We start from the raw sequence: 12,544 nt of genomic DNA, 5'->3' as shown, positions 1-12,544 counted from the left end.
GTCCGGCTGCAGGGCCACGCGCTCGGCGATGGGCGACATGGCGAGAGGCCTCGAACGCGATCCGCAAATGGAATCCATTCTCGCCAACCGCAAGCGGGAGCTCGGCATCACCTTTGAAACAGGCCGCCGACTCGGCCACGAGTTGGCCTTCGCACATGGCATCGACCTCGGCAGAGGCCGAGGCCTCGGAATTTGACCCGTCCAATTTGCCGCCGTTTGAACGCCATAGTACGGCGATGTATAAAATGCGCTTGCGCGCCTGCAACCGCTTGTCTTGTCTGGTCTCAGATGCAGTCAGAAACAGCCAGCAGGAGGCAGCGCGGCCATGCGCGAACCGGACCGTATCATCCGCTTGAAAGCCGTTCTTGCCCGGACCGGGCTGTCCCGGTCGGACCGGGCTGTCCCGGTCCACCATCTACCGCAAGATCGCCGAAGGCACCTTCCCGGCTCAACTCAAAATCAGCGTCAACGGCACCGGCTGGCATGAATCCGACATCAATCGCTGGATCGCCGATCCCGCTTCATGGCGTCCCAAACGCGAATTAGATGAGGTCCGGTGAGGTCGGTGGCTGTACTATTCCTCGCACGGATCCTTCCGGGCTCTACACTCATCACTTTAGACCGCCACCGAAGTCTGGAAAATACTTGACCTACTGGCGCGTTCCTGTCCGCTTAGGCAGCGACACTCTCACTGGCCAAAATCAGCAAATCCGCCGGAACATGGAAACGGTCGCGCAAGCGCTTTACCATCGTCATGCTCAATTCGCGCTTGCCCGACATGACCTCGCTGACACGGCTCGCCGTGCCCAGAAGCGGCACAAGGTCGGCGCGCGTCAAACCATGCTGCTCCATCAGATAGGTCAGCAAATCGGGCAACGGCGGCGCTTTGCGCGGCCATCGCGTGCGTTCATATGCCTCGATCAGGCGAGCCTGCGCCACCATGCGCGCGCGGTCGTCAACTTCGCTCGACCGCATCAGCTTGCCGACAAGCGCCTTGGCCGCCTCATGATCGGTCTCGTTCTGGATAATGATCAAAGTCGCCTTCATCACACTGCCTCCGCATTCACCTTATCGTAATCTTCATGACTGCCGAAAAAGCGGATTATCAACACGCCGTCGCGATATTGTACCAAGGCGATCAAGCGGTAGTCGTTGGCCTTGATATTGAACACCACGCGCCCGCCCTTTAGGATGCTCGCCTTGGGATGCGAACGCTTCACGTCCTGCGGCGTGCGCCAGTCCGAAGCCTCCGCAATCGCCAGCCATGCCCGGTACTGGGCGCGCGCCGCGTCGATGCCCCGATGGCCGGAACGTTCGGCAAAGTAGCGCTCAACAATGTCCGTGCCGATAACCAGCATGAGCGGACACTAGCGCGTGTTTCCCAAAAATGGAAGAACGGATTTCCATTTTTGGGAAGAATATGCTAGTGCTAAAACTCTGAAAGACGGCCGATGAATATCTCTGGTTCTCAACGGCGCGGGGGAAACTACCTTGCGGGGTGTATGTACAGGTGTATGTAGCCAAAAAGGTACGTGCTACCTGTCCAAATAAAATGGGCGTTTCTTTCATTTTTGGGCGGACTCCCTCTCCGCCAGACTAAGCTGTATCCAGCCACACCATCCGTAACGCCATCTGTGGCCTACCCGGAGGCAAGGGCTTTTCGCAGGCCCTCGGGGTCGGCCTTGATGGCGCGCAATAGCGTTCGCGCCGGGCCACTCGGCTTTTTGGCGCCGCGCTCCCATTCCTGCACAGTTCGAATACTGAATTCATAGGTCTTGGAGAACTCTGCTTGCGTCATGCCGGCAGCGCGCCGGATTGCGCGCACATCGATCTCCGGCGCCATATCGGGCGCAGAGTCGGGATTGGCGGCGATCTGCATGGCCAACTCCTCATCCGTCATCGCGTCGATCTTGCTCCAATCCGTCGCCGCCAGCGCAGTGCGCGCCGCCTTACTCAAGCTTTTCGCCATAGCGCTTCACTTCTCGCATGTTACAGCCCGTCATATACGCCTCTGGCGTATATGACGCAACGGACTTTGTGCGTCCTATCGCGCTATCGGAGGGTGTTCTGGAAGAGCGGGTCGACGCAATTATCGTGAGGCACGCGTCATCGGTCGACGGCTTCACCTGTTGGTTGTTCGGGATCGCATTTGGTGGAAACAAGCTGCTGGCGGTCGAAAGTGTAACAGCCCACAAACATAGGGTGATCTTCGATGAGGATGCCACCACGATCCTGGCCATCTACATCGGCCGCCGGGCCACGACGACTTACACGAGGAGCTTAAGGCTATGAGTGCACCACAGATCATTCGGACGCCCAGCGGCGAAGAGCTGGTGCTGCTGCCACGGGCCGAATATGAGGCACTCCTCAAGCGCGCCGATCACGAGGCTGAGGATGCCGACGACGTCGCTATCTACGATGCTCGGAAGGCCGAATTGGCTGCTGGCGGCGTCGTGCTGCCTCCGGAGGTTAGTGCCGCGATTCTTCGAGGTGAGAGTCGCCTGAAGGCCATTCGCAACTGGCGCGGCGAGACCCAGCTGCATTTGAATTTCAAAACAGGTATCGGTCAGGGCTATCTGTCCGATCTCGAAAGTGGGCGTCGCGCGGGAACCCCCGAGACCATCGCGAAGCTGGCGCAGGCTTTGAGTGTGCCGGTGGAGTGGCTATCATGAAAACCGACCTCGGCCTCTGCCGCGTTCGAGAGGCGATCCGGCTCCAGCAGAATCATGCCGCGTGCCACCGATGCACGGCTTACCCATCATGACGGCGGGATCGGTAGAGATGCGAGCGCGTGTCATCGAGTTTCCACTGTCACTTAAGTCGCGGACACCGAACGATACCTGAGAACTCCGCCGCGACAAAGGCACAACCTTGGCAACGCCCGCCGCGCCACTAGTCCGCCGCGCCACTAGATAGCCTTATGCAGTGCGGATGCGATACTCCCGTTCATATTGAGATTAGAGCCATTTCGAGGGATTGCGCGCCCGAGCTGCCGACCATGGCGGAATCCGGATTGCCGCAGCGCTTGGGCCTGGCGGGATGCTCCGGCTTGGGGCCAAATTCCCGAAGCAAGAGATTATCGTGTTGAACCGCCCGTGAGGCGGGCACGTTTCACCGACATGTCTGACGTCGGCCTTTTGGTCCCGAGGGGCCGGGCCATCGACCCGGGCCGCCGGCGCCGCCAAAGCCTCGGTACCGCAAGCCCGTCATTCCGGACAGGGACCCGGGATCCGCGTCTTATTTGCTCCGTGCACCGCCGCAGTGTAACCTGCGGCAAATAGTTTCGGATGGTGCCATGGTTATTCCTGAAGAGGAAAAACTCACGGTTGATGAGTTCCTCAAGGCCATCGCGGGTCACGATGGTCGCTTCGAGCTTGTGCGCGGCGTAGCCTATGCCATGGCCGGCGCCAAAGAGGGGCACAACGTCATCTGCAGCAACGTTCAGACGGCCCTCGTCCCTGCGGGAAAGCGGAAGGGCTGTCGCACCACGTCGAGCGACACTGCGGTGCAGACCGGGCAGGATACCGTCCGATATCCGGATGTCGTGGTCGATCGCGGCCCAGCCAACGCGACGGCATTGACGGCTTCGAGGCCCACAATTGTCGTAGAGGTTTCTTCGTCAGGTACCGCCGTCTTCGACTACGTCGCCAAATTGCGCGAATACCAGGGCGTGGAAAGCATCGACACCGTTCTGCAGATCGAGTCGGAAATCGCCCTCGTGAAAGTTCACAGACGGCAAGAAAACGGAACTTGGACCGAGGAAACGGTCGAAGAGTTCAACATGGATATCCATCTTCCTTCGCTGGCAGTGTCCATAACGCTCAACGAAATTTACGATACGCTGGATGTGCGGCCTCGACGGCGCCTCCAGGTCGTCAAGAACGAAGACACCAGTGGCATGTGATTGCGCCGTTGGCTCAAGCTAGCCCAAGTTAGCCAAGGCGCTCGCCATGAAAACCGTTACGATTCACACCGCGAAGACGACCTTGTCGAAGCTTCTGGCGCGGGTCGAAGCCGGCGAGGAAATTATCCTGGCGCGGGGAAATGAGCCGATCGCCAAGCTGGTGCCGTTCCGACCGCCGCCGAGCAAGCGGGTTTGGGGCGCTGCGTGGAGTTGTCGCCGTCGGCCCGGAGTTTTTCGAGCCGTTGCCGCAGCAGGAGCCGGCGGCTTGGGAGTAGCGGCATGCGGCTGGGTTTTGTCGGCCTGCCGATCAGCCTTCGCCATGGCCAGGTGGCAGGCGGGTTGCCGGGTCCTCACCGCGATCCGTTCGGCCGCATGCTGATGGCCCAGGCGATGGTCGAAAACCTCGTGCTTGTTTCCAACGAGCAACCCTTCGACGCCTATGGCGTGGGGCGATTGTGGTAGAGCGCGCGGCGGTCAGGATGCAAACCTCCGACGCCAGCGCCGGCGTTGCCTCGCGCTGACTAAAGCTTGCCGTCACGCAACCCGCGCGGTCTTCGGGTGCTGCGTGGCGCCGTGGCGATCCGCTGCGCGCCGACAGCAATCTAAGGCACGAGACGTTCTCGTCGGCAAGAAAGCGCATCACTCTGCGGCGAGAACGGTCTCGTGCTGCACGTAGTCGGCCGGGAACGCCAACGTCGCCCGGATGTCATCTTCGGTTAGATTTGGGTAGGCTTCCATTAGATCGGCAAACGAGCGGCCCGCTCCCAACTTGCGCAGGATCGGCGCGAAGCGGACTTCCGGACACCCGCTGCATCCGGCGCGGGCGTGCTACGAGATCGCAATGATCTCGAGCTCTTGACCGGATGTGCCGACGACATCCCCAACAGCCTTGCCCATCAGAAGCCGTGCCACCGGGGATACGAAGGAAATAGAACCGGCCTTGGGGTCCGCCTCGTCCTCTCCCACGATACGATATTTATGGACGCGCCCGTCATCGCGCCTGAAGGTCACCGTGCTAGCAAAGGCGACCGTATCGGCTGACGCAGGCTTGGCGATGATCTGAGCCGACCGGACTCTGGCCGCAAGGTAGCGCACATCGCGCCCGGGTATGGCTGCTTGCCGTCGCCGTTCATTGACGTCTTCGATCTGCTGCGCCGTTTCAAACGCCTCGCGAGCCTGCCGGAGCTGAAGTTCCAGAGCCTTCAATCCTGCTTCCGTCACCAGGTTCGGATGAGGTGAAACAGGGCGGTCAGGCAACAGAATCTCCGACGCGGCTTCGGCACTGTCCTCCTTGGTGAAAGCGACGCTCAAGCTCGGACTCCTCTCAAGAGTATGTTGAAAAATGCATGGCCGGCGATAAGCGCGGACTCCTGTAAGGAACGGCAGCACGACGCTCGGCGGCTTTTGCTGTTCACTCAGCGCCACCCGAGAGCCGGCGCCACGTGTGTCAGGATCGATTCAATGACATGGCTATCAAATACGCGCCGTCGGCGCCCAACTCCTCCGCCGCCATGGCCAGCCCGATGGATTGCAGCACCGCGTCCGCAGCCGAGCGGGTCTGCGACTGGGAAGAGGGCGTCCAGTGCCCGAACGACAGGGAATCCGATGTTTTTCATACCGGCAATCTATGCTTTTCCTGGCGATTTGCGACCCCCGCGGTGAGCGGGGCTGACGCCTCGCATGTTCTGAACGCGCAAAAGGTCGGTGCCGAGGCGCAACTCGACCAGGCAAAGGCACAGAAAGATCGCGCCGATGCAGATCTGCAGCGAACGGAGCTGCGCGCAACCGTCGACGGGCGGGTGACGAAACTGACCGCGGCCGTCGGCGCGCTGGCGGCGCCCGGGCAGGCGATCATGATTGTGGTGCCGCTCGACATCTGGGTCACGGCCAATTTCAAGGAATCGCAGCTGGCCGACATGGGCGTCGGTCAGCCCGTCGATATCAGGATTGACGCGTTCGGTGGCCGCAAGCCTCCCCGGCGAGGTCAACAGCGTTCAGGCGGGCAGCGGAACCGCGTTCAGTCTGCTGCCGGCCGAAAACGCCACAGGCAATTATGTGAAAGTGGTGCAGCGCGTGCCGGTGAAGATTACCTTCAACCAGCGTCCCGACGTCGAACTGGGACCGGGCATGTTATTGGGGAGGGCACCGCCACCTCGACTGGGGACCCCTTTAGATATCGATCTTGAACCGGATGGACGAGGACAACCCGATCGACGAGATTTCACGGATCGAAGCACAGCTCGATGAGCTTGCCGAGGTCTCGGAGCGATGCCGGAAAATTATAGTGGTTTCCAAGGTGGCGATCGCTGGCGGCGCTGCATTGCTGCTGGTTACGATGCTCGGCCTGTTCGGACCCAATCAGGTCACTGCCGTCGGATCGATCGCAGTGGTGATAGGCGGAATCGTGTCGCTGGGATCGAACGTCAGTACGTTGCGAGAGACGATGGCCGCCATGCGCGCAGCCGAGATGCTTCGTTCGGATCTGATCGGCAGGATCGACCTTCGATTGGTTGGTGACGGGACTATAAAACGGCTTTGAACGCAGCGCGGGACCTGCGCCTGCCGGTGTTTGATTTCGAGGTAAGCGAAGACACGAGCTAGCGAGGTGCGCAGGTTATTTGCGGGAGCTGACGCTCCGCGTTTGCGACGATGCAGGCTCCCACATGCGAAATCCGCCCTTGAAAGCGTTCGCATTGTCGCCCAGCCGGCACAAAGGCGGCAACTCTTTCAGCTTCTTGGCGTTGCCGCCGCCGAGCACGACGTCGTCGGGCTCGAAGGCTGCGACCAGAAGATCAATCACATCTTCGATGTGCCTCCGCCACTCTTTCTTGCCGAACTCTTCGAGACCACGGACGCCGACATAATCCTCATAGGTCCGCTTCTTGTACGGTAGATGCGCGAGCTCCATCGGCTGCATGACGCCGTCAACGATCAACGCCGAGCCGAGCCCGGTTCCGAGGCCCAGGAACAGCATTCTGCCGCCCTTGTAACTGCCGAGCGCCTGCATCGCTGCATCGTTGATCACCTTCGTCGGCAGTTTGAAGGCCGCTGCGAAATCGAAACCGATCCAGCCCTTTCCCAGGTTGTGCGGTTCGGCCACCGGCCGATCGTGCACGACCGGACCAGGATAGCCGACAGACACCCCCTCATACTTCCAGTCACTGGCGAGCGCCTTTACGCTTGATACCATCTGCCGCGCCGTTATCGACGGTCCGGAGTCGATCTCCCGCTTCTCCTTCCCGCCGGTGGCAAGGATCTTGATGTGGGTACCGCCCACATCGACAACCAGTATGTTCATTGGAGGGTCTTCTCCTTGAACCGGCTTTTGGCGCGCCGTCCTGAGCGCCTGAGTTTTTGCGTGGATTTTATCGATTACCCCGCACGGTTTCGAGGGAAGGACGCACGGCGAGCAGGCGACCAAGATCACAGTCGAGTAAGTCGCCAATACGATCCAACATCAGGTCTGGGGCGGCAAAGGAGCTGACGGCCTTGGCATCGCGTGCGTATTGTCCCTGTCGGGGAAGCACGGTGGTGACGCGGTTGCCCCAGGCCTTTTTGACTGCCGCCAGGATGCGCGGCTTGTCATCCACGAAGACGTAATGCAGGGCCGGATAGCGGGCCTCGACGTCGTCGAGCGCGAGTTCCTTGTGGATGTAGATCAGCACCTCCGAATCGACTGCCTCGGAGAGGCCGGAACGCTCTATTTTGCGCGGTTGAAAGACGACATCGCCGTCTGTGAGAAGCACCGTCGGACCCCATTTGCGCAGTTTTGCAAGCACATCCAGCGATCCCGGATACAGACGATTTGCAAATGGGTAATCGACCAGGAAGGAGGACATCGACAACAGCTTCATGTCCTGTGGATGTTCGACGCGGTAGCGCTGGAGCGCGCCAAGGTAGTCCCGATAACCCAGCTCGACGAAGAGATCTTCGAGTATCGCCCAGTACCGATCGCGGCACGCCGCGCCGTACTCGCGCTCGATGTGTGACTTGATGTCGGCCTGGATGCGGTCGTTATCGAGGAGGGTATTGTCGACATCGACCAGAAAGACCACCTGATTCATAGCACTGCTCCTGCAACTCTGAGTGATACGTCGTTGTGGCTAGCGCTTCCTCAGCGCGCGTATTTGGCAATTTGCTTGCGGGCGACTTCGACGACATGCTCGGGCGTGAAGCCGAACTTCGTAAGCAACGCCTTGATTGGTGCGGAGGCTCCGAAGGTGTGCATTCCGACGACCGCACCACGGCGCCCAACATAGCGTTCCCAGCCGACGACCGATGCCTGCTCGACGGCCACCCGTGCTTCGATCGCATCCGGCAGTACCGATTCGCGATAGGCCTCGTCCTGCAGCTCGAATAGGTTCCACGAAGGCATGCTGACGACGCGGGCGGGCGTACCCTCGGCGGCGAGCCGCTCGGCTGCACTGATGCAAAGCGAGACCTCGCTCCCGGTCCCGATCAGGACGATCCGGGGAGGAGCGCCACCGAGATCCGCCAACACATAGGCACCGCGTGCGAGTCCTGAGGCTGGCGCGAAACGGTTGCGGTCGAGCGTTGGCAAATCTTGACGGGTCAGGATCAGGCAATGAGGCCGATGCTTCGCCTTCAGCACCACGCGCCAGGCTTCCGCCACCTCGTTGGCATCGCAAGGACGCAGGGTTACGAGTCCGGGAACGGCGCGTAGACCGGCAAGCTGCTCCACCGGCTGATGGGTCGGCCCGTCTTCGCCGAGGCCGATCGAGTCGTGCGTGAAGATGTAAAGCGCTGGCAGCTCCATCAGCGCCGACAGCCGGATCGGGTTGCGCATATAGTCCGAGAAGATCAGGAAGCCGGAGCCAAACGGCCGAAGCTTCGCGAGCGCCATGCCGTTGACCGCAGCCCCCATCGCGTGTTCGCGGACGCCGAAATGCAGGTTGCGTCCGCCAGGACTCCTTGGCTGGAAGTCGCCGGCACCCTCGAACGTCATCAGCGTCCTGGTGGAGGGTGCTAGATCCGCCGCACCGCCGATCAGCCATGGGATTTTTCGGGCGATGGCGTTTTCCACCTGGGCGGAAGCAACGCGGCTGGCAATGCCTTTGGGATCAGCCGGAAAGCTCGGGATAGCTTCCTCCCAGCCGGAGGGCAGATCGCGCCGCTGCATGGCCTCGAATGAACCGGCCAGGTCAGGATGGGCCGATCGGTAGCGTTGGAAAAGATCACGCCATTCCGCATGCTTTGCCGCGCCGCGGGCGCCAATGCCGTCGGCGAAATGCTGGTACACGCCGTCGGGCACCAGGAACTGTGCATCTTCAGGCCAGCCGTAGAACCGTTTGGTGGCCTTGACCTCCTGCTCGCCGAGCGGGTCGCCATGGGCCTTCTCCGTATCCTGCTTGTGCGGCGCGCCGTAGCCGATATGGCTTTCGATAACGATCAGGCTCGGGCGGCTCGTCTCATCCTTGACCAGATCGAACGCGTGCAGCACCTCCTGCTCGTCATTGGCGTCACGTACATGGAGGACATTCCAACCCAGGCCCAGAAAGCGGGTCGCGACGTCCTCGGTAAACGCGATCTCGGTTCGGTCTTCGAGCGACACCCGGTTCGAATCGTAGATCCAGCAGAGCTTGTTGAGCCTGAGATGCCCGGCAAGTGAGGCCGCCTCGTTGGAAATCCCCTCCATCATGCAGCCATCGCCGCAAAGCGCCCAGGTGCGCCAGTCCACGACCGGATAGTCCGGGCGATTGAAATGCGCCCCGAGCCATCGCTCGGCGATTGCAAGGCCGACGCTCATCGCGACACCTTGACCCAGCGGACCGGTAGTCGCCTCGACTCCCGAGGTCAGATGGTATTCCGGATGACCGGGGCAGGCACTGCCGAGCTGCCGAAACGTCTTGAGGTCGTCAAGAGTTACCGACGGGCGGTGATGCGGCTCGTAATCCGCGTTCACCGCCTGCGTCTTCGTCAGATGCAGCAGCGGGTAGAGCAGCATCGAGGCATGGCCGGCCGACAGGATGAAGCGATCGCGATTCGGCCACAGCGGATCCGCAGGGTCGAAGTTGAGCTGCTTCTGCCACAGGCCGTAGGCTACGGGTGCCATACCCATCGGGGTACCCGGATGGCCGGAATTCGCTTTCTGGATCGAATCGATCGCCAATGTGCGGATCGTGTTGATGCAGAGTCGGTCAATCTCGCTCGTGCTCATGCGCCCTCCGGACGTCGTGTGGAAAATGTCGATAGGCCGTTGATCGCCCAGCCGCATCTGTTGCCGGGGTCGCGCGGGTGGAGCAGTAACGCGATCAGGCCGCTCCAGCCGGTCTGGTGCGAGGCGCCTAGCCCCGCGCCGGTCTCCCCATGGTAGTATTCATGAAAGAGCAGATGGTCGCGGAAATGAGAGTCATCCTGCTGCAAGTGGCTGGTCCCCAACGAGGGTCGGCGGCCATCCTTCCCCCTCAGGTAAAGCGAAGCCAGTCTATCGCGCAGATCATCGGCAATTTCTGTCAGTGTTGCCAAGCGACCGGAGCCGACCGGGAATTCCACCTTGAAGTCGTCGCCGTAATAGCGGTGAAATTCGTAAAGCGAATCGATCAGCAGGAAGTTGACGGGCATCCAGACCGGACCGCGCCAGTTGGAGTTTCCTCCGAACAAGGTCGAGGTCGACTCGCCGGGCTCGTAATCGACGCGATATTCCATCCCGTCGAAGGAAAACACGAACGGATTTTCCGCATGATATTTCGAAACCGAGCGCACCCCGTGGGCCGATAAAAACTCGGCCTGGTCCAGAGCACGGCGGAGCAGCGCCTTCAGGCGATGGCCGCGCAGCAGCGACAACAGGTACAGTTCACCCTGGTTCGGCTCCTGCCAGTGCGAGATCAAACGGGCCAGGTCAGGACGATGTTCGACGAACCAGCGCGCGCCGCGCGCGAAGTCGGGCAGCCGTGTCTGGATGTGGTCTCCGATCACCTCTACTGCAAACAGGGGAATGAGGCCCACCATCGATCGCACCTTCAGGGGGAGGCGCTTGCCGTCCGGCATGTTCAGGACGTCGTAGTAGAATTCGTCCGCTTCGTCCCAAAGGCCGGTTCCGTCGTCGCCGACGTGCTCCATGGCACCGGCAATGAACAGGAAATGCTCGAAGAACTTCAGCGCAATATCCTCGTAGACATGGTCATGCTCCGCGAGCTCGAGCGCGATCCGCAACAGGTTGAGCGTATACATCGCCATCCACGCGGTACCGTCCGACTGGCTCATGAAGCCGCCGGTCGGCAGCGGCTTCGAACGGTCGAACACGCCGATATTGTCCAGTCCGAGAAACCCACCCTGGAATATGTTGCGGCCGCCGGAATCCTGCCGGTTCACCCACCAGGTGAAGTTCAGCATCAGCTTGTGGAAGATCCGCTCCAGAAAGGCCAGGTCGCCTTTGCCCTTCAGCGCCCTGTCGATCTGATAGACCCGCCAGGCGGCACGGGCCTGCACCGGCGGATTGACATCGCCCAGCGCCCACTCATAGGCAGGCAATTGGCCGTTCGGATGCATGTACCATTCGCGCGTGAGCAAAAGCAGCTGCGCCTTCGCGAATTCCGGATCGATCAATGCGAATGTGGCGCAGTGAAAACCGAGATCCCACGACGCATACCAGGGAAACTCCCAGGTATCCGGCATCGAGATCACGTCGTAGTTGTTCAGGTGCTGCCAATCGGAGTTGCGTCCCGCCAGGCGCTCGGCCGGGGGCGTGGGTTGAGTCGGATCGCCTTTGAGCCACGTCGGTATGTCGAAATAGTAGAACTGCTTCGACCACAGCATGCCGGCAAGGGCGGCGCGCTGTACAGCACGCCGGTCCGATTCGGGCATATCCTGCTGGAGCACAGCATAGAACTCGTCAGCTTCCATCACCCGGTCGGCGAAAATGCGGTCGAACCCGGCAAACGGCTCGCCTTGCATGTCGGCGGGTCGAAGACGAAGCCGGACGCTGGCACTTGCTCCGGCCGCAACAGTCAACTGGTACCGGAACGCGCACTTGCTGCCTTCGGCGTCCGGGCTGACAGCATCCTTGTCGCCGTGAACGATGTAATCGTTGATGCCATCCTTGAAGTGGCCGTTGACGGCGAGGCCGCTCAACCGGCGGTGGTTGGTTTCATTTTCGCAGAACAACAGCTCGGGCGCGCCATCTGCGAACAGTCTGAGCCGCGGAAACATCGGATGCTCGGTCTCGACGGAACGGTCAGAGTGGAGGCGGATACGGGCACGCGGGATCTCGGTGGTCCAGCTCCACATGTTCCGTGCCCAGAGCTGCGGCAGAAGATGCAGCGTCGCCTCATCGGGCCCGCGGTTGACCACGGTGATCCGCATCAGAATGTCTTCGGGAGTAGCCTTTGCGTATTCGACGGTCACGTCGAAATAGCGGCCCTGATCGAATACGCCGGTATCATAGATTTCGAATTCCGGTTCGCGCCGGGTGCGTGCGCGATTTTCAGCGACCAGCCTTGCATAGGGAAACTCGGCTTGAGGATACTTATAGAGCATCCGCATATACGAGTGGGTCGGCGCGCCGTCCTGAAAATACCACAGCTCCTTGACGTCCTCGCTGTGATTGCCTTCGCCGTTGGTGATGCCGAACATGCGCTCCTTGTGGATCGGGTCACGGCCGTTCCACAGCGCGATGCCCAG

General features: G+C 60.9%; 15 protein-coding genes and 3 pseudogenes. 8 read left to right on the top strand and 10 right to left on the bottom strand.

Annotation, left to right across the window (positions count from 1 at the left end; genetic code table 11):
• The coding region (locus ABSG20_RS17900; protein WP_423865838.1) for a hypothetical protein at positions 1–196 on the top strand (196 nt) is incomplete at its 5' end.
• 129 nt (positions 197–325) lie between these two features.
• Positions 326–560, top strand: a pseudogene (locus tag ABSG20_RS17895) (helix-turn-helix transcriptional regulator).
• 112 nt (positions 561–672) lie between these two features.
• On the opposite strand, the gene ABSG20_RS17890 reads toward ABSG20_RS17895, so the two are convergent.
• The 3 genes from ABSG20_RS17890 to ABSG20_RS17880 form a co-directional block, all read right to left on the bottom strand.
• Entirely contained in the window at positions 673–1,047 is a 375-nt protein-coding gene (locus ABSG20_RS17890) for a helix-turn-helix domain-containing protein (protein ID WP_423865837.1), read from the bottom strand.
• Positions 1,047–1,358: a type II toxin-antitoxin system HigB family toxin gene (locus ABSG20_RS17885; RefSeq protein ID WP_324405010.1), complete on the bottom strand. Its 312-nt coding sequence runs from the start codon at positions 1,356–1,358 to the stop codon at positions 1,047–1,049. The genes ABSG20_RS17890 and ABSG20_RS17885 overlap by 1 nt, the downstream gene beginning before the upstream one ends.
• A gap of 281 nt (positions 1,359–1,639) precedes the next feature.
• A complete protein-coding gene (locus ABSG20_RS17880; RefSeq protein ID WP_423865836.1) occupies positions 1,640–1,957 on the bottom strand; it encodes a helix-turn-helix domain-containing protein in 318 nt (105 codons plus the stop codon).
• Between the two features lie 331 nt (positions 1,958–2,288).
• Here ABSG20_RS17880 and ABSG20_RS17875 point away from each other — a divergent pair, with 331 nt between their 5' ends.
• The 4 genes and pseudogenes from ABSG20_RS17875 (at position 2,289) to ABSG20_RS17860 (ending at position 4,366) form a co-directional block, all read left to right on the top strand.
• Entirely contained in the window at positions 2,289–2,672 is a 384-nt protein-coding gene (locus tag ABSG20_RS17875) for a helix-turn-helix domain-containing protein (RefSeq protein ID WP_423865835.1), read from the top strand.
• Between the two features lie 623 nt (positions 2,673–3,295).
• Positions 3,296–3,904 carry a Uma2 family endonuclease gene (locus ABSG20_RS17870; protein ID WP_423865834.1) on the top strand — a complete coding sequence of 203 codons (609 nt, stop codon included), beginning with the start codon at positions 3,296–3,298 and terminating at the stop codon, positions 3,902–3,904.
• Positions 3,905–3,950: 46 nt separating this feature from the next.
• Positions 3,951–4,019 (top strand): annotated as a pseudogene (locus ABSG20_RS17865) (type II toxin-antitoxin system Phd/YefM family antitoxin); the annotation flags it as partial.
• A 164-nt stretch (positions 4,020–4,183) separates the two neighbouring features.
• Positions 4,184–4,366 carry a type II toxin-antitoxin system VapC family toxin gene (locus ABSG20_RS17860; RefSeq protein ID WP_423865841.1) on the top strand — a complete coding sequence of 61 codons (183 nt, stop codon included), beginning with the start codon at positions 4,184–4,186 and terminating at the stop codon, positions 4,364–4,366.
• A gap of 177 nt (positions 4,367–4,543) precedes the next feature.
• Here ABSG20_RS17860 and ABSG20_RS17855 read toward each other — a convergent pair whose 3' ends face one another.
• The 3 genes and pseudogenes from ABSG20_RS17855 to ABSG20_RS17845 form a co-directional block, all read right to left on the bottom strand.
• Positions 4,544–4,681: a DUF433 domain-containing protein gene (locus ABSG20_RS17855; protein ID WP_423865840.1), complete on the bottom strand. Its 138-nt coding sequence runs from the start codon at positions 4,679–4,681 to the stop codon at positions 4,544–4,546.
• Positions 4,682–4,732: 51 nt separating this feature from the next.
• The gene (greA, locus tag ABSG20_RS17850; RefSeq protein ID WP_423865833.1) at positions 4,733–5,215 is read right to left on the bottom strand and encodes a transcription elongation factor GreA; all 483 of its coding nucleotides are present in this window, start codon (positions 5,213–5,215) and stop codon (positions 4,733–4,735) included.
• 166 nt (positions 5,216–5,381) lie between these two features.
• A pseudogene (locus ABSG20_RS17845) lies at positions 5,382–5,520 on the bottom strand (LLM class flavin-dependent oxidoreductase); the annotation flags it as partial.
• Between the two features lie 42 nt (positions 5,521–5,562).
• On the opposite strand from ABSG20_RS17845, the gene ABSG20_RS17840 reads away from it, so the two are divergent.
• Entirely contained in the window at positions 5,563–6,090 is a 528-nt protein-coding gene (locus tag ABSG20_RS17840) for an HlyD family secretion protein (protein ID WP_423865832.1), read from the top strand.
• A gap of 5 nt (positions 6,091–6,095) precedes the next feature.
• Positions 6,096–6,443, top strand: coding sequence for a hypothetical protein (locus ABSG20_RS17835; protein ID WP_423865839.1), 348 nt, complete (start codon positions 6,096–6,098; stop codon positions 6,441–6,443).
• A 75-nt stretch (positions 6,444–6,518) separates the two neighbouring features.
• On the opposite strand, the gene ABSG20_RS17830 is transcribed toward ABSG20_RS17835, so the two are convergent.
• From ABSG20_RS17830 to ABSG20_RS17815, 4 genes are all read right to left on the bottom strand, one after another.
• Positions 6,519–7,202, bottom strand: a complete 684-nt coding sequence (locus ABSG20_RS17830; protein ID WP_423865831.1) for an ROK family protein — start codon at positions 7,200–7,202, stop codon at positions 6,519–6,521.
• Positions 7,203–7,269: 67 nt separating this feature from the next.
• On the bottom strand, positions 7,270–7,968 hold the full coding sequence (locus tag ABSG20_RS17825; protein WP_423865830.1) for an HAD family hydrolase: 699 nt from the start codon (positions 7,966–7,968) through the stop codon (positions 7,270–7,272).
• 50 nt (positions 7,969–8,018) lie between these two features.
• The gene (gene tkt, locus ABSG20_RS17820) at positions 8,019–10,082 is read right to left on the bottom strand and encodes a transketolase (protein ID WP_423865829.1); all 2,064 of its coding nucleotides are present in this window, start codon (positions 10,080–10,082) and stop codon (positions 8,019–8,021) included.
• Positions 10,079–12,544 (bottom strand): MGH1-like glycoside hydrolase domain-containing protein (locus ABSG20_RS17815; protein ID WP_423865828.1); only part of this gene is annotated, 2,466 nt, incomplete at its 5' end. The genes ABSG20_RS17815 and tkt, both read right to left, overlap by 4 nt.

This window comes from Bradyrhizobium sp., assembly GCF_049512235.1.
In the GTDB taxonomy this organism is placed as follows: Bacteria; Pseudomonadota; Alphaproteobacteria; order Rhizobiales; family Xanthobacteraceae; genus Bradyrhizobium.
This window is presented reverse-complemented; position numbering and strand designations above follow the sequence as displayed.